14 protein-coding genes are annotated in these 16,528 nt (G+C 48.9%); 7 read left to right on the forward strand and 7 right to left on the reverse strand.

What is annotated here, in order from left to right:
* Nucleotides 1-12: 12 nt before the first annotated feature.
* The 3 genes from WH46_RS22045 (at nucleotide 13) to WH46_RS22055 (ending at nucleotide 2,958) form a co-directional block, all read left to right on the forward strand.
* Nucleotides 13-693: a response regulator transcription factor gene (locus WH46_RS22045; protein ID WP_069202851.1), complete on the forward strand. Its 681-nt coding sequence runs from the start codon at nucleotides 13-15 to the stop codon at nucleotides 691-693.
* Nucleotides 686-1,807, forward strand: coding sequence for a sensor histidine kinase (locus WH46_RS22050; RefSeq protein WP_046228372.1), 1,122 nt, complete (start codon nucleotides 686-688; stop codon nucleotides 1,805-1,807). Before WH46_RS22045 ends, WH46_RS22050 begins: the two co-directional genes overlap by 8 nt.
* 215 nt (nucleotides 1,808-2,022) lie before the next feature.
* Nucleotides 2,023-2,958: an AEC family transporter gene (locus tag WH46_RS22055; protein WP_046228373.1), complete on the forward strand. Its 936-nt coding sequence runs from the start codon at nucleotides 2,023-2,025 to the stop codon at nucleotides 2,956-2,958.
* 42 nt (nucleotides 2,959-3,000) lie between these two features.
* Here the strand turns inward: WH46_RS22055 and WH46_RS22060 are convergent, their stop codons facing one another.
* Together WH46_RS22060 and WH46_RS22065 are read right to left on the reverse strand one after the other, a co-directional pair.
* The gene (locus WH46_RS22060; protein WP_017814167.1) at nucleotides 3,001-3,621 is read right to left on the reverse strand and encodes an NUDIX hydrolase; all 621 of its coding nucleotides are present in this window, start codon (nucleotides 3,619-3,621) and stop codon (nucleotides 3,001-3,003) included.
* Between the two features lie 41 nt (nucleotides 3,622-3,662).
* Nucleotides 3,663-4,262, reverse strand: coding sequence for a histidine phosphatase family protein (locus tag WH46_RS22065; protein ID WP_046228374.1), 600 nt, complete (start codon nucleotides 4,260-4,262; stop codon nucleotides 3,663-3,665).
* Nucleotides 4,263-4,530: 268 nt separating this feature from the next.
* Between WH46_RS22065 and asd the strand changes: the two genes are divergently transcribed.
* Complete coding sequence (gene asd, locus WH46_RS22070) at nucleotides 4,531-5,358, forward strand: archaetidylserine decarboxylase (RefSeq protein WP_017814169.1); 828 nt, start codon at nucleotides 4,531-4,533, stop codon at nucleotides 5,356-5,358.
* Between the two features lie 494 nt (nucleotides 5,359-5,852).
* Here asd and WH46_RS22075 read toward each other — a convergent pair whose 3' ends face one another.
* Both WH46_RS22075 and pdxR read right to left on the reverse strand, forming a co-directional pair.
* The gene (locus WH46_RS22075; RefSeq protein ID WP_046228375.1) at nucleotides 5,853-6,638 is read right to left on the reverse strand and encodes a helix-turn-helix domain-containing protein; all 786 of its coding nucleotides are present in this window, start codon (nucleotides 6,636-6,638) and stop codon (nucleotides 5,853-5,855) included.
* A 130-nt stretch (nucleotides 6,639-6,768) separates the two neighbouring features.
* Nucleotides 6,769-8,337 (reverse strand): MocR-like pyridoxine biosynthesis transcription factor PdxR, encoded by a 1,569-nt coding sequence (gene pdxR / locus WH46_RS22080; RefSeq protein ID WP_046228376.1) that lies wholly within the window; start codon nucleotides 8,335-8,337, stop codon nucleotides 6,769-6,771.
* 258 nt (nucleotides 8,338-8,595) lie between these two features.
* Here pdxR and WH46_RS22085 point away from each other — a divergent pair, with 258 nt between their 5' ends.
* Entirely contained in the window at nucleotides 8,596-9,255 is a 660-nt protein-coding gene (locus WH46_RS22085; RefSeq protein ID WP_017814173.1) for a pyridoxamine 5'-phosphate oxidase family protein, read from the forward strand.
* A 130-nt stretch (nucleotides 9,256-9,385) separates the two neighbouring features.
* Here WH46_RS22085 and WH46_RS22090 read toward each other — a convergent pair whose 3' ends face one another.
* Nucleotides 9,386-9,940 (reverse strand): NADPH-dependent FMN reductase, encoded by a 555-nt coding sequence (locus WH46_RS22090; RefSeq protein WP_046228377.1) that lies wholly within the window; start codon nucleotides 9,938-9,940, stop codon nucleotides 9,386-9,388.
* A 255-nt stretch (nucleotides 9,941-10,195) separates the two neighbouring features.
* On the opposite strand from WH46_RS22090, the gene WH46_RS22095 reads away from it, so the two are divergent.
* Together WH46_RS22095 and WH46_RS22105 are read left to right on the forward strand one after the other, a co-directional pair.
* Nucleotides 10,196-11,494: an aminotransferase class I/II-fold pyridoxal phosphate-dependent enzyme gene (locus tag WH46_RS22095; protein ID WP_046228378.1), complete on the forward strand. Its 1,299-nt coding sequence runs from the start codon at nucleotides 10,196-10,198 to the stop codon at nucleotides 11,492-11,494.
* A 308-nt stretch (nucleotides 11,495-11,802) separates the two neighbouring features.
* Nucleotides 11,803-14,814 (forward strand): S-layer homology domain-containing protein, encoded by a 3,012-nt coding sequence (locus WH46_RS22105; protein ID WP_052714336.1) that lies wholly within the window; start codon nucleotides 11,803-11,805, stop codon nucleotides 14,812-14,814.
* A 168-nt stretch (nucleotides 14,815-14,982) separates the two neighbouring features.
* On the opposite strand, the gene WH46_RS22110 is transcribed toward WH46_RS22105, so the two are convergent.
* Entirely contained in the window at nucleotides 14,983-15,687 is a 705-nt protein-coding gene (locus WH46_RS22110; protein WP_046228380.1) for an ABC transporter ATP-binding protein, read from the reverse strand.
* The gene (locus tag WH46_RS22115; RefSeq protein WP_046228381.1) at nucleotides 15,684-16,472 is read right to left on the reverse strand and encodes an ABC transporter ATP-binding protein; all 789 of its coding nucleotides are present in this window, start codon (nucleotides 16,470-16,472) and stop codon (nucleotides 15,684-15,686) included. The genes WH46_RS22110 and WH46_RS22115 overlap by 4 nt, the downstream gene beginning before the upstream one ends.
* Nucleotides 16,473-16,528: the final 56 nt, after the last annotated feature.

Below are 16,528 nucleotides of genomic sequence, written 5' to 3' on the forward strand. Positions count from 1 at the left end.
AGTGTGATACATGTGACAACCATTCTTGTAGTCGACGATGATTCGGATATCCGGGATGTCATTCATATTTATTTGCGTAATGAAGGTTATACGGTTATAGAAGCCGAGGATGGTATAGATGCACTGGAAGCGATGAATCATCATTCATTTGACCTGATCATTCTGGATATTATGATGCCTCGCATGGATGGAATCAAAGCCTGTATGGAAATTCGCAAACAATCCCATGTTCCTATTCTGATGCTATCCGCCAAAGAGACCGATATGGACAAAATTACCGGATTGACTACCGGAGCAGATGATTATATCGTCAAACCCTTCAACCCGCTAGAACTGTTGGCTCGTGTCAAAGCCCAGCTGCGCCGCCAGGCTATGCTGAGTCAGAAAGAACATCCGGCAGTCATTCAGATTCGGGATCTGATTGTGGATAAGCACAAACATGCTGTTATGTTAAAAGGTACTCCCATAGCGCTTACTCCTCTGGAATTCTCGATTCTGGAGCTGCTCGCCAGTCACCCAGGGCAGGTATTCAGCTCTGCACGTATCTACGAAAGTGTATGGAAAGAGCCCTTCGGATACTCTGATAATACAGTGATGGTCCATATCCGAAATCTACGCGAAAAGATCGAAAAATCTCCAAAAGATCCTCACTATATCAAAACCGTCTGGGGAGTAGGCTATAAAATTGAATAAACTCCAATTCCGCCACAAACGCAAAACGAATATTCGCTGGCATCTGCTGTTTAACTGTGTACTAAGCTTTATCATCTCGCTGGTTGTGATTTACCTGTTTTCCTTTTTGACATCCTATATTTTGAATAAAATGCTGCAAACTAGCGCCCATGTATTGATCATTGGCGTGACATGGGCATTTACCCTGTTTGTTGTGTTTTCCTGCTCTTTTACCGTAACATTCTTCCTGCTTACACGCCGTATGGTCAATGATCTAATTACGCTGGAAAAGGGACTGGATATCATTGCGCAGGGAAATATGGATTACCGGGTATCGATTATCCGTGAGGACGAACTCGGCAGAGTCGCTGCCAATATTAACCGGATGGCCGAACGTCTGCAGCAGAAAATCATTCAGGAGCGGGAAAGCGAAAGTGCCAAAATGGAAATGATTACCGGCATTTCGCACGATTTACGGACACCACTCACCAGTATTATTGGCTATATGGAGCTGCTGCGAAGTCATTCTTTTCACAATGAAGAGGAACAACTGCGCTTTGTCGAAAATGCCTACAACAAATCGCTTCATCTCAAAAAAATGCTGGATGATCTGTTTGAGTATACACGCCTGTCCTGGAATGATGTACGGCTTCAGCTGGAACCGATTGATCTGGCAGAGCTGGTGAATCAGCTGTATTTTGAATACGAACCGATCGCACGTGAACATGGAATTACGGTCATAACCAAATTGGTGGATGAGCCTGTCATTGTCATGATGGACAGCGAGAAAATGGCACGGGCGATCGACAATCTGCTCATCAATGCACTGAAGTATTCGCTGACTCCCAGCACTGTTCATATCACAATGAAACGAACAGATACGCAAATCTATATCGAGATTACCAATGAAGGAATTCCCCTTACCAAAGAACAGGAGCGCAGGCTGTTCGAACGCTTCTATAAAGCCGATTATTCGCGGAATCATAACGGTATCCAGACCGGAGCGGGACTCGGTCTGTCTATCGCCAAAAACATTGTTGAATTGCATGGTGGAACACTGAGCTTCAGTCACTTGGGCAAGCTGTTTACTTTTACAATTTATCTGCCACTGACTACAGACAGGACACGTTTATAATCTAATTTTAACACATAATAACCAATAAGTTGATTATAGATAATAGTTTCATCCTATAAGAGAATAGGATTCGGGTATTTGACGATTGCCTGATGCGGGCTTACATTGATAACAGTTCATTACAGGAATGCGGGGTTCAATCAGATAGAACAATTGCCTGTTTGGTTTCCCTGCTCCCTGTCTGTTATCATATCGCCGCAGAAAGGAACATCGTTATGCTGATGCATTTATTGTCTACGTTATACCAGGTTTTTCTTCCGATTTCCCTTCCTGTGGTAGGCGGGATTCTGCTGCGTCGATTCCGCGGACTGGATACCAAACCACTGGCTACTCTGTCTCTGTACATATTAACTCCATCCATTGTATTCAACACGCTGCTGCATGCGGAGATTTCGTTGCAGGATGTGACTTCTACCATCACCTTTTCCCTGCTGACGCTGGTCGCACTATGGCTGATAGCAACGATCGTCAGCCGGATTCTACACTTGAATCCACAGGAACAGGCAGGACTGACCCTGATCTCTACTTTTACCAACAGTGTCAATTATGGTCTGCCGCTTGTACTGCTGGCTTTTGGTCAACTCGGTCTGGACAAGGCTTCCGTCTATGTTATCGGACAAATGGTTATTGTGAATACGGTCGGCGTCTTTTTTGCAGCACGCTCACATTTCTCGGCCAGGCAAGCGTTTGCTTCTATTTTCCGGCTGCCTGCAGTGTATGCCACTGCAATCGCGATGCTGCTGCGGCTGTCTGGATGGGCACTGCCTTCGACACTGGATCAGGGATTTGCCATGCTGGCAGCGGCTTATTCGCCAGTCGCTCTTGTTGTTCTCGGCGCACAAATGATCAATGTCGGCTCCCGGAACGCAGAAGCGGCAGCCGACCGACCGGCACAGCGCGCCTTCTGGGCGGGCATGACGATCCGGCTGGCTGCCGCACCTTTGTTATCCTGGTTGCTGCTCACGCTGATTGGCGTGGAGGGCATTCTGTTTAATGTACTGCTGATTCTCACATCCATGCCGACAGCAGTCAATGCCGTTATTCTGGCAGAGCAGTTTGGTGCTGCTCCCCGGCTCGTATCACGCTGCATTCTGTGGACGACGCTGTCTTCCATGCTGGTGCTGCCGGTACTGATCCTGTGGCTGCAATAGGACAGCTGTATTGCTTTTATACAATAGACAAATAATTCGGTATCAATCGCAGAACACCGGCAGATCCGGATGATGCAGGTATTGAAAAGCCGTCCGGATCTGCTGCTCTGTATTGCGTTCTACCGACAGCGGCGGCAGCTCATTCTCGGCGAAAAAGCCTACTTCCATCGTCTCGGTCGTATCTGTCGCCGCCGTGCCGCCGATCAGCTCGCATTCAATAAAGAATTTGTATACATGCCATGGTGAAGGCGGGTGCGGATGGAATTTCTTGTCCACCACGCCCAGTAGACGACCGGCACGAACATCGTAGCCGGATTCTTCTTTGACCTCTTTGACAGCAATCTCTTTGGGCGACAGTCCGATATCTGCCCATCCTCCCGGTAAAGCCCATGCCCCGTCCAGCTTCTCGCGAACCATCAGAATACGATCATTCTGAAAAACGACCGCACGAATATCCACTTTGGGCGTTGCATAACCGGTTTCTCCTGCAAATAATTCACGAATCAGCTCAATCTCAACTTCCGTGTACTGCTGCATAATTTCTACACTCAGCTCCCGCAGCTGCTCAAATCGCTCCAGATCATAGACATCCCTGGAATATTCGAGCCCTGCCTGACTGATCGCCTGAATCTGCTTAGCCCACTCCAGCCATTTCAATTGCACTGTCTTCATCTCCCCTGCAGCCTGACCACCTTGGAGATGGTTTATTGCTGCTGTTCTGCTTCATATGGTAGCAGATGGCGGACACAATTGTACAATTCGCAGTCCCAGGCATTTTGCTCGTCACAGCGTACAACGGTGATCGACATATTTTCCAATGTATGCCATTTGGGTTCTTCCTTGAGGATGGCGTTCAGCACATGATTGAGCAGCACACCATGGCTGACGATCAATATGCGCTCGCCGGGATGCTTTTGCCCCAGTTCCTGCAGGCAGCTGATGCCACGCGCTGCACCTGATTCGGGCGTTTCCAGCCCCAGATCCTTCTGCTTCCATTGTTCTCCCCAGCGCTCGATCCGTTCTGCCTGCGTGGTACCTTCAATCTGGCCGCCATCAAGCTCCCGCAGACGCGGATCATAACTGACGGGCAGCTGCGAAGCTTCGGCGATGGCCTGAGCTGTCTGACGTGCACGAAGCAGATCACTGGCATAGATGCGGTCCCATGATTCTCCGGCTATGCGTCGTCCGAGCTGACGTGCCTGATTCCAGCCATCTTCATTAAGTGGAATATCCGAACTTCCCTGTGCCCGGCCCTCTTTGTTCCATATGGTGCTGCCATGACGGATTAAACCGAATGTAGTCATCGTTATTCCTCCTTTACGCGTGATATGACACTAACCTGATGAGTGACATTTGCAGCCAAAAAGTATACAATAATCTCTTGTTTATATATTTTATAATGCTTCAAACAGGGGATTCCTGATCAAGGCATAAATGGTCTGCACTCCTACCTGTATCTTACCATGTTTGGGCTTGTAAACATTGATTTTCAATTATATCTGTGTCAATATAACGAAGCAAACAAATGATCGCATTATTTTTCCTTTATCTGGAAAGGGGTATATTATTATCATGGCCAATTCACTGTTCCGCCTGATGACCGAGCTATCCTCACGCAAGTGGGTATCCCGGCTGACAGGCAGCTTTGCTAAATCACGGGCCAGCCGCGCGTTAATCCCGAAATTTATTCAGGCTTACCGCATTCCGGCAGAAGACGCCGAGAAAAGCGTCAACGATTATCATACATTAAATGAATTCTTTACCCGTCGGCTGCGTCCAGGTGCACGTCCGATTGATGCGGACCCGATGTCGCTGACCAGCCCGGTCGATGCGCTGATCACTGCTATGGGCCCACTGCAAGACGGATTGATTCCTCAGGTCAAAGGCCAGGATTACAGCCTGGAAGAGCTGCTGAATCACTCTCCGCGGATGGAGACTTATCGTGATGGATATATGTTCGTGCTGTATTTAAGCCCGACCGATTATCACCGGATTCATGCTCCGGTCACCGGCAAGCAGACCGAACGGGACCATATTCCGGGCAAAGTATATCCGGTTAACGACAAAAGTATGCTGAATATGCGTGCTGTACTAAGTCGTAATGAACGCCAGATTACCTACATGAAGCATCATTATGGAGAAGTGGCAGTCGTCAAGGTAGGCGCGCTCAATGTCAGCAGTATTCGCTATGCTGACGAGACTCGCACATCGTGGAACAAGGGTGACGAATTGGCTTATTTCGAATTCGGTTCGACGATTGTGCTGCTGATCCAACAGGGGACATTTACCCCTGATGAGATGCTGCATATCGGTAGCCGCGTCAAAATGGGCGAGAAACTGGGAACGCTGATGGATATGGAAGCGACCCGTCCCTACCGTCGTCTGATCGATCCATCTTAGGCAGATCATGGCTTTTATGGCCGCCTGACTCCGGTCTGGATTATTCTTAAGTGATATAAAAAGCAGCCCCTCCGATGACAATCTTCGGCGGGGCTGCTTTTCTGTTCGGGTGTCCTATATATAAATACATCCTGCTTAAGTATAAGTTGGATTAGAACCAGGCTTCTGCTGCCCGTTGTGCTGCAGTCTCGAATCGACGCAGACGATTACGGAAGACTTTGCTGCTGATCTTGGATGAACTGTTGTTACGCCCCCGTCTTCTCAAACGCATTCTGAAGGCCCCCTCTCTTATGGCATGGCGGCACTCTACTGTACGGCACAACCGCTTACAGAAGTTTACCTCACGCTTACAATATGCATGAGCAGTATTTACCCCGCGTGTTTTCGGTTGAAACAAACAACGGATCGGGGTGTTTACCGTCATCCTCCATTTATTGTAAAGCAGTTTGCCATCCCGGAGCAACTTTGCCGCTTACCATAGAAAACCGTTCCTGTCAGCGAATCTCGGAAGGATTTTTACCGGTATACTGCTTGAATTGACGACTGAAAAAGAAAATGTCGCGATAACCCAGCGCGTCTGCTACCTCGGTCACATTCATCCCCGTATAGACGAGCAGATGCTCGGCCCGTTCGATTCGCATCCGTATGATATACGATTGCACAGATACGCCCATCAATTCCTTGAACTTGATAGAGAAATAACGTGGCGACAATCCTGCCCGTGAAGCCAGATCTTCCACACGATGCGCAAGACTTGGATGCTGGCGAATATAATTGGCTACTTCCTGGATCGTCTCGTTCAGCTGATTGCTCACTTTGCGAGGGGCCGGCTTGTGCTGCTCATCGCGCAGCAAATGAATCATCAGCTGTTTTAGAATCAGACGCGCTTCCTCTTCAGCAGCAAAAGCCCGCTCCAGCAGCAGCCGGACATACCGGACCAGCATATATTCAAAGTCAATCGTCTCGTCCAGCACCCGGTAGCGTGCAGGCACACGGCTGACCGGCTCGTTTACGTCAAAATGAATATAGGTCAGCACCAGCGGCTTTTGCGGATTATGGGTAGCGGTTGTCTCGTCTCCCGGACGGAATACAAAGCAGCTTCCTTTACTGATCGCATACGGCTCTCCGTTCAGGATCAATTCCCCTTCACCACTCCATACATAGAACAGATCATAATTGGGCATGGGCTTTTCCCGTTTGGGCCAGCGCCACTCCGGTTCACAGAAAATTTTGGCAAAGGCGGGCTTCAATATAAATGAAGCAGGCGATAATTCAAGCATGATATTCCTCCTTCTCCAATTCCTCTATCTAGGTCTCTATCGGCTCTCCACTATACCGCTATATCACATTAAACGGCTATGCGATTATATTGCGCAAAAAGTTCGCATTCGTCAATGGTAGGTTACCTAATTAATGAAATTTTGTGGATTGCTGCGTATTCCAGGCATGCTGCAGGCGCCGGATTCCTTCTATAATCTCTTCTTCCTCCAGATGGGCAAAGCTGAAGCAGCCAGCAGGCGTTCCTTCTGTGAGCCGGTAATCCGCTGCATCCCGCCAGCTAACTCCGCAGGCCGCCGCGATGCGCCGAAATTCTTCATACGAATCCTGGTCGTGCTGCCAGACTCCATATACATGCAGTCCCGATCCGACCGGCATCCAGGAAAATACTCCTTTCAGCCGCAGCTCCATCTGTTCACGAAACGTGGTATGACGTACTTTATATAATCGGGTCATCCGGCGCAGATGACGCATGTAATCTCCCCGCATAATAAAACGTGCCAAAGCACGCTGCTCGAGCCGGGATGAAGGCAGCGGATCATACAGCCGCTTGGCTGCCATCAGCGCCTGTGCCAGCCCCGGCGGCATAATCGCATAACCAAGTCGCAGACTGGAGAACATACTTTTGGAAAAGGAACCGACATAGATGACGCTGTCTGCCCGATCCAGCGCTTTGAGCGGCTCGATCGGACGGCCTTCCCAGCGAAACTCGCTATCATAATCATCTTCGATCACCCAGGCATTGCGGCGATGTGCCCACCGGAGCAGCTGCTGTCGTCTGGACAGTGGCAGCACGACACCTGTTGGGAACTGGCGGCCCGGCGTAACGAACAACAGACGGGACTCCCATTCCTGTGGAATAATCCCCTGCCGATCCAGCGGTGCCGGGCACACCTGTCCGCCACAGGCAGTGATCGCCCGGTAGATTCCGGTGTAACACGGATCTTCCAGAATGACAGGCTCTCCTTCATTAATCAACAACTGACAGAGCAGCACGATCGCTTCCATCGATCCGCTGCATAATACGATCTGCTCCGGCTGGGCAGCGATACCGCGCGTACGTCCCAGATGACTGCAGATCGCTTCCCGTAGCTGCAGATCGCCCCCTGCTTCCTCTTGCTGCTCATGGCTGCCAACAGGCTGCTGCAGGTCTCTCGCAGCACCGGTCATCGCGCTTCTCCAATCGGTCAGTGAGCGACCTTCCAATAGAATCTCACGGGGAGCAAAGGAAATCGTTGGTGCAAGCCGAGTCTCCTCTGTAGCGGGTAGGCTAACCGGATGATCAACAGCTGCTGATTCGGCAGCCTGCCGACGTTCCAGTTCCAATAGACGCTCTCCCCAGCGGGATAATGTACGTGTTTCGGAGATTAGATCAGCGGAAAGTACGTAAGCAGCATGATGCTCATCATGTTTTTTTGTCGTATCGTCCTGTACGGCAGGCAGACTGATGAGCTGCCGGGCCACATACGTTCCTCTGCCTACTGCTGATTCGGTATAGCCTTCTGCCAGCAGCAGATCGTAAGCCCCGGCTGCGCTGCCCCGGGATATACCATAACTCGCTGCCAGTTCACGTGTTGACGGTAATCTCGTTCCCGGCTGCAGCGATCCGTTTAGAATACTCTCGCGCAGGGCATGATACAACGCTATGTATTTGTGTGGATACTGCTGCAGAGCCCGCTGATACGCGATGGTGATATCCATCCTGGAGGGTTCCTTCCTTTCCTGCTGCTCCTGCCTATATGCTGGCAGACAGCATATGTATTTATTCTGTACACGATGACGTATGCAATCTTCCGCAGACATGGATTGTTTTCACATCGTCACTTTCATGCGTTAAATCACTAAAATTGGACCATAGGATTGTGTTTATATTGGCTCTTTTCGCCTGTCAATTTTCAGCATAAGCTGATTACCTTGGGACGTCAATCATCTAACAGAGATAAGGGAGAGAATTTACTTATGAGAAGAAAAGAATTTACAGTGGAAGAACAGCAGGAACTGGAACAATTCCTGGGTGAAGTCAGTTTTGGATTTCTCGGACTGGCTGGCGAGGATGGATGGCCGCGGGTGATTCCACTTAATTTTGCCTACGGTAATGGAGTCTTTTATATGCATGGCAGCCGTGCCGGCGAGAAAATGAAGCTGCTCAGAGAGGATAACAAAGTCACCTTTTCAGCAGCGCGTGAATATGCACTGATCCCTTCCTACTTTACCGATGAAGAGATGGCTTGTCCGGCTACCGCCTTTTTCAAAAGTGTAACGGTAAGGGGACATGCCGAAGTCGTGACCGATCTTGAGGAAAAGGCGATGGCACTCGGTATCTTTATGCAGAAGCTGCAGCCGGAGGGCGGCTATGATCCTATTACTACCGAAGACCCGCGTTACATTCCCCGTCTCAAGGGAGTCGCGCTGATCAAGATTATCCCTGACGAATGGACTGCCAAATTCAAATTCGGTCAGAATGTCCGGGGCCAGGAACGCGAGCAGATTATCAGCGGTCTACAGCAGCGGGGTTCTGCTGATGATCTATCCACTCTGGAGATGATGGAGAAGTACTGCCCGTATCATCAGTCAGCAGGCGGTACGGGCAACGATTCAGAAGATGATCAGGATCTATAGTACCTATTCCGACGGGTTCACCTTTGTTATTCTGCGATAAATGATACTCTCCGGTTGGAATCTGTTATACAAAAAAAGCAGCTTCCTGAACAAGAAAGCTGCTTTTCACTCTATATTATGCTATTTATTGTTATGACTTTGTACCAGGAAGTAAGGCAATAATCAATTCATTCAGAGCGGACAATGTATCCGCATCGCTCAGGCGACCCTCTGCTCCAAACTTTTTGCTGATAAATGGTATGGACAGTGTGGTCTTGTCAGTAATAAGGGCATTCATCATGAGAAGTGTTCCTTTTAGCGATTCCAGCGCAACCGATCCGCCCTGTGGATGCGGAGAAGCACTGATTGCTGCTGTCGGTTTATTGACCAGTTCTCCCGAAGAAACAATCCAGTCCAATGCATTTTTGAGAGAACCGGGAATCCCCCCGGCATATTCAGGAGTACAGATCAATACTGCATCTGCCGATCCCAGTAAATCCCGCCACTGCTGTATAGCCGCATGAGGTGCAATATGATCCTGGTCCAGATCGGGATTGAAATGCGGCAATTCCGAGAGCCCATGGTATTCAATACACTCTGTTCCAGAAGGCATCAGACTCATAATGGAAGATAGCAGCCGGGAATTGGATGACTGTTCGCGCAGGCTACCTGATATACATACTACTTTAATCGACTGGTTGTGCATAAATTCACCCTCTCTCTATAAAATACAAGCTTATTTACCATACTATACACTATCTGTTTATCTGGTCGGCATACGTTAGTATTCCTATCTGATCTATACAAGATATTCTTCATACTATTCTCACATCTAAATTGCCGCCATACCGTGACACATTTGTGAGAACAATGATATACTATGAGGCAGCGAAATCAGACGGAATATGCAGCAGATTCGCCTGGTTGATATCTTCTAAACAGACCCGGAAGGATGAACAAGATGAACCCACTGGCAGGACAATTGAATGAGAACCTGAAAGAGGACAGTCCCTATATTTATGATATGCTGTCCCGGCTCGGCAAAGAAATGTTTTTCCCCAAAGAAGGCATATTGAGCCAATCGGCAGAAGCTTCCAGCCAGGCCAAAAAATATAATGCCACAATCGGTATCGCTACCGAAAATGGTGGACCGATGCATCTGAAGGTCATTCAGGATTCCCTATCCGCTTTTCAGCCGAAAGATCTGTATCCGTATGCCCCACCAGCCGGCAAACCCGAGCTGCGCAGCGCATGGCGCGAGAAAATGATCAAGGACAATCCATCTCTGGCAGACAAAAAATTCGGCAATCCGATCGTAACCAATGCACTGACCCATGGTCTGAGCATCGTGGCGGATCTATTTGCCGATGAGGGTGACGCGATCATCTATCCGGACAAGAACTGGGAAAATTACGAGCTGACCTTCGGTATCCGCCGCGGCGCACAGATCGTCAATTATCCATTGTTCACCGAAGATATGAACTTTAACAGCGATGGTCTGCGCGATGCTTTGCTGGAACAAAAAGACCGTGGTAAAGCCATTGTGGTCCTGAACTTCCCGAACAATCCGACCGGATACACACCAAGCGTCGAGGACGGTCACCGGATCGTAGCAGCTATCAATGAAGCAGCACTGGCGGGCATTAATGTAGTCGTTGTAACGGATGATGCTTACTTTGGATTATTCTTCGAAGATTCCATACAGGAATCCCTGTTCGGCGAATTGAACAATCTGCACCCACGCATTCTGCCGATCAAGATCGACGGCGCTACCAAAGAAGAATATGTATGGGGCTTCCGCGTCGGATTTATTACGTATGGTGCTTCTTCGGATGTGGCATTGACCGCCCTGGAACAAAAGACGCTCGGTATTATCCGTGCAACGATCTCCAGCGGAGCACATCCGTCACAGACCTTTGTCCTGAACGCCCTGCGTTCCCCGGAATTCGAAGCGCAAAAAGCCGAGAAATTCCAGGTGATGAAAGGCCGTGCCAACAAAGTCAAACAGCTGCTCGACAGCGGCAAATACGGCGATGTATGGGAATACTATCCATTTAACTCTGGCTACTTTATGTGCCTGAAGCTCAAAAATATATCAGCGGAAGATGTACGTCAGCGCTTGCTGAGCCAGTACGAAGTCGGCACAATTGCTCTGGGTGAGCATGATCTGCGGGTTGCTTTCTCCTGTATTGAAGAGCAATACCTTGAAGATCTGTACGATCTGATCCATCAGGCTGTACTGGATGTGCAGCAGGCGTAACAAACAAGCTGACAGTTAGTTCTTTATCAACCAGCAATTCTTTTGATCATTATGAGATCCATAAATAATAGCAGGCCCCGGTCATGGATCGGAGCCTGCTTTTTGGCGTTCCTTGGATTAATAACCGCCTTATTTCCTATCCATACAATTCCATTACAGGAAAATTCATTTCCCAAAAGAATAAAGTTATAGTAATATGGATCAATATGCCTATTTTTGTAAAGAAAAGATATAAAATTAGGTTTTTCAGACTATATCGAGATTAGGTACAAAGCTTAAATTTATGGTTTATTGGGGGAACTTAAGGAATGTTAACGACGAAAATTCGGCCGTGGGCCATCCTGCTGCTGAGCACAGCCATTCTGCTGCCGACTGCCGGACTCACAGGAGTTGATCCGGTCAGCGCACAGTCAGTCAATGCGACTGATATCCAGCATCACTGGGCCAAAAATGTTCTTATCGATTGGCAAAACAAAGGCTATATTAGCGGCTTCCAGGATGGCAGTCTACAGCCGGATCAGAGTGTAACCCGTTCGCAGCTGGCTGCACTGATCAACAAATCATTTGGGTTCACTTCATCCGTACCCATTCATTATCGCGATGTACAACCATCCGATTGGTACTATAACGATATCGCTATTGCCAAAGCGCAAGGCTATATGGAAGGATACAAAGATTCCACCTTCCATCCGGAGCAGCAAGTTACCCGTCAGGAGCTGGCGGTTATTCTGACCTCTATCAAAAAATTAAAATCATCCGGCTCGGCCAGTCGAATGAAAGATACAGCCAACAGCCCTTCCTGGAGCAAAGGCTCGATCGGTGCCGTGATTGATAACGGACTGATGAATGGCGATGAAAAAGGATTCCGTCCCAAAGACACAACGACCCGTGCAGAAGCCGTCACCGTACTAAATCGTTCACTTCAGTCTACCGGTGCTGCAGCGACAGTCTATAATACAGCTGGAGTCTACGGACCGGCATCTGGACAACAGCAGATATCCGGCAATGTACAGCTCAATGCCGCTGGCAGCACACTGCGCAATATGGTTATCAACGGTGATCTGCTGCTTGGCCAGGGAATTGGCGAAGGAGATGCGCTGCTCGATCATGTGACGGTCAAAGGAACAACAACCGTCAATGGCGGCGGCAGCCATAGTATCCATGTCAAAGATTCCAATCTGGCTACTATGGTCATTAACAAAAAAGATGGCGATGTTCGCGTAGAAACCAGTGGTTCAACTGTGATTCAGCAGACTGTTCTTCAATCCGGTGCCATTCTGGAAGAGAAAATGAACGCTGGTGCCAGCGGATTTAACAATGTCGTTATGTCTTCACTACTGCCAACCGGTGCCAGAGTGACCATGAATGGACGGTTCGATGCAGTCGATATCGCCGCTTCGTCACTTGACGTGCAACTGGTATCAGGTTCAATCGATAGTCTGGCTGTCGCTTCCGGTACGACAGGCAACCGGGTGGATACGACCAGTAGCTCGTCTATTCAATCCGCTACCTTGAATGCCCCGGCAACAATCGGCGGCAATGGTACGGTCGAGAATGCTTATATTCGCGCTGAAGGAGTCACAATTACGCCGCGAGTGATGCAGACGAGTATAGATAATGGCATTACTGCCCGCGTAGGCGGCAATACGGTAGGACTTCCGTTGACCCCCACCAATACCAAGAAAAAAGAATCCAATCATAATGAGACCACAACGCCTGTAAACGAGACGAAGCCAACTCCGAACACAGATGTCACGGCTCCGCCGCAGATCCAGCATCTGGATGTCAAGAATGGTCAGGCCGTTCTGCCTCCTCAGGCGGGCGATGTGCTGTTCCTCAGTGATATGAATATTACAGCTACACTGGACGGTGTGCCTATCAACTTGCGCTCGATCAGCTATGACAGCGTGACGCGTACTGTGCACTTCGATCCACTTAAGCTACTGCATTATAATGGCAAAGTACTGCAGGTCAAAATAGCCCCTGTAGCAGACTTTTCCCGTCTTACGCGTACGTTCCAGGGCAGTGTACAAATCAGTGGTTTTATCGGCGTAATTACCGACACTCAAGGTGAGCCGGTGAATGGAGTAAAAATAATGTTCCGTCGAGGCGTAGGCGTAATGACCGGACCGGTAGAAGCAACAGTAACCACCGGCATGGATGGCAACTATACCGTTCAGCTTCCACCTGGTATATATACCGGAGAGATGCAAAAGGATGGATTCCTTACATCTTACATGACTGGCGTCTCATTAACAGGCATCCTGAATGATACCGAAAATGGAGTTATCATCCAGCAGGCAGACAAAGATCAGATTCACATTATACTGACCTGGGATGAGTTCCCGCAAGACGAAGATGTGCATCTGCTCGGACCCACTCCGGACGGATTCGGATTTCAAACGGATTCATCTGAACAACAATATATTTACAATGGTGAAGTTTATGCTGAACTGAATTACGATGCTATGCAGGGTTATGGCCCAGAAGCTCTAACGATCCGCAAACGTACACCAGGCACATATACATTTTATGTAGACAATATCAGTCAATTACATTCAGGCAGTACGGCTACTCTGCGTCATTCGTCTGCCCGTGTTGAAGTCTATGATGGTCAGTCTCCGACGCCAATTAAGACGTACCTGATACCTGCAGGTGACGGCAACGAGCCGTACTGGCATGTATTTGACATGAATATAGCTGATGGACAGCTGAGCTTTACGGATCGTAATCTGCTCTTGAATGCAGCACCAGTCTCCAAGTATCTGCCGATTCCAACTGCTGATTCGGATCAAGCTAAGCTGGAACAGGAAGCCGATCTTATTCCCGATGATATCGTGCTGTCATATGATACAAAGCTGAATCAAGAAATTGCCCTGACAGATAAGCAGCCAGCTGATGGTATCACCAGAACCGTCTCCTCTGTAGAACTGCTGTCTGCTATCGATGCAGATACAGATAACGAGTTTTCGGTTACCAATGATGTATATCTCTCCACTGCGGATACGGGCAAAGGTCTGCAACTGCTCCAGTATAACGGTAGTCCGTATACTGCACCGTATAAAGTGACCGTTTCTCTCCGTCTCGGTGATACCACTATCCAAAAAAATGTGTACGTGGATGTACCCAATCTGGATACCTGGTTGAATCAAGCTGCAATTCAGGCTCAGAGTGTGCTGGCACAACCAGCTGCCGGACAGGATACGACCGGTTTGCAGACCGCTCTGGATCACAAAAATGCTCTACCGCAAGCCGCTGCTGTACAGGACAAGATCACTGTTCTACAGGAATTAAATGCAGCGCTGCAGCAACTAAAATAAACAGGCTTCATCCAAAAAACCAGCATGGGCTCATCCCGATGCTGGTTTTTTGATTTCAGTAAGTCTATCGATAAATCTATCGCCTGCTTAGGATAACGAAATACATATCTTCGATATAGACTAGGTGGAACATACTAATGATATTTCAGACTTTGCTATGTCATACTTCTACGCCAGATATGCTTCCTTGACCTGATCATTCTTGAGCAGCTCTGCTGCATTATCCTGCAGAATGATCTCTCCTGTCTGGATCACGTACCCTCGGTGGGCAATCTGCAGTGCCTGATAAGCATTTTGTTCCACCAGCAAAATCGTCATTCCCGATTCATTCAATTCCTGGATAATCTCGAAAATCTGATCCACAATGACCGGAGCCAGCCCCATCGACGGCTCATCCAATAGCAGAATACGCGGACCCATCATCAGACCACGGGCGATTGCCAGCATCTGTTGTTCGCCGCCGCTCATCGTCCCACCTACCTGATGATAACGTTCCTTAAGCCTCGGAAAATAGGCAAACGACTTCTCGATGCGCTCCCGGATCAGACTTTTGCTTTTGACCGAGAATGCGCCCATTTCCAGATTATCCTTGACCGTCATGCGGGGAAAAATGCGCCGCCCCTCCGGTACATGCGCGATACCGCTCTCTGCTATCATATGCGGCATCTGGTCGGAAATATTCTTACCATTAAACCAGACTTCTCCGCGAATCTTTACCTGTCCGCAGATCGACTTGAGCGTAGTTGATTTGCCTGCTCCATTGGAGCCAATCAAAGTAACAATTTCTCCTTCGTTTACATCGATCGTAACCCCGCGCAGCGCCTGAATCGCACCATAATAAGCTTCAACCTGCTTGAGCTGCAGCAGACTCATTCGACCACCACTCCTTCTTCAACGGCACTTTTACCCAAATAGGCTTCGATCACCTTGGGATTGGAGCGAATATTCTGTGGATCGCCTTCAGCAATTTTGACACCATGATCCAGCACCAGAATATGATGCGACAGCTCCATCACGAGCTTCATATCGTGCTCGATCAGAATAATCGAGATGTTCAGTTCCTGCTGGATGCGGCGAATCAGTGCAGTCAGATCGACGGTTTCCCTTGGATTCATACCGGCTGCCGGTTCGTCGAGCAGCAGTACCTTGGGCCGTGCAGCCAGTGCGCGGGCAATTTCCAGACGGCGCTGCGCTCCATACGACAGGCTGCTCGCTTCGGCATTATACCATTCTTCCAGTCCGACATATTCCAGCAGCCGATACGCTTCCTGCTGCGAAGTATGTTCTTCATGACGTACTCTTGGCAGGTTGAGCAGCGTGCCGATCACACCTGTTTTTAGATGAATATGCATGCCGACCTGCACGTTCTCCAGCACCGTCATACTGCCGAACAGACGGATATTCTGAAAAGTACGGGCGATGCCTTTACCGGTAATCCGGTCCGGCTTCACATTGACGATCGATTCCCCATCCAGTTCAATCTGTCCTTCGTCGGGCACATAGATGCCGGTAATCATATTAAAAAAGGTCGTTTTGCCCGCTCCATTCGGACCGATCACAGCAGAGATCTGTCCCTGCGGAAATTCGAAGTCTACCCCACTGACCGCGGTCAATCCGCCAAAGCGTTTGGTGAGCCGATTTACTTTTAGAATACTCATGACTGTATCCTCCTCATAGGCGGGATTGTTTGGAACCGGTGTATATTTCCGATTGC

This window comes from Paenibacillus dauci, from assembly GCF_000971985.1.
Taxonomy (GTDB): domain Bacteria; phylum Bacillota; class Bacilli; order Paenibacillales; family Paenibacillaceae; genus Saccharibacillus; species Saccharibacillus dauci.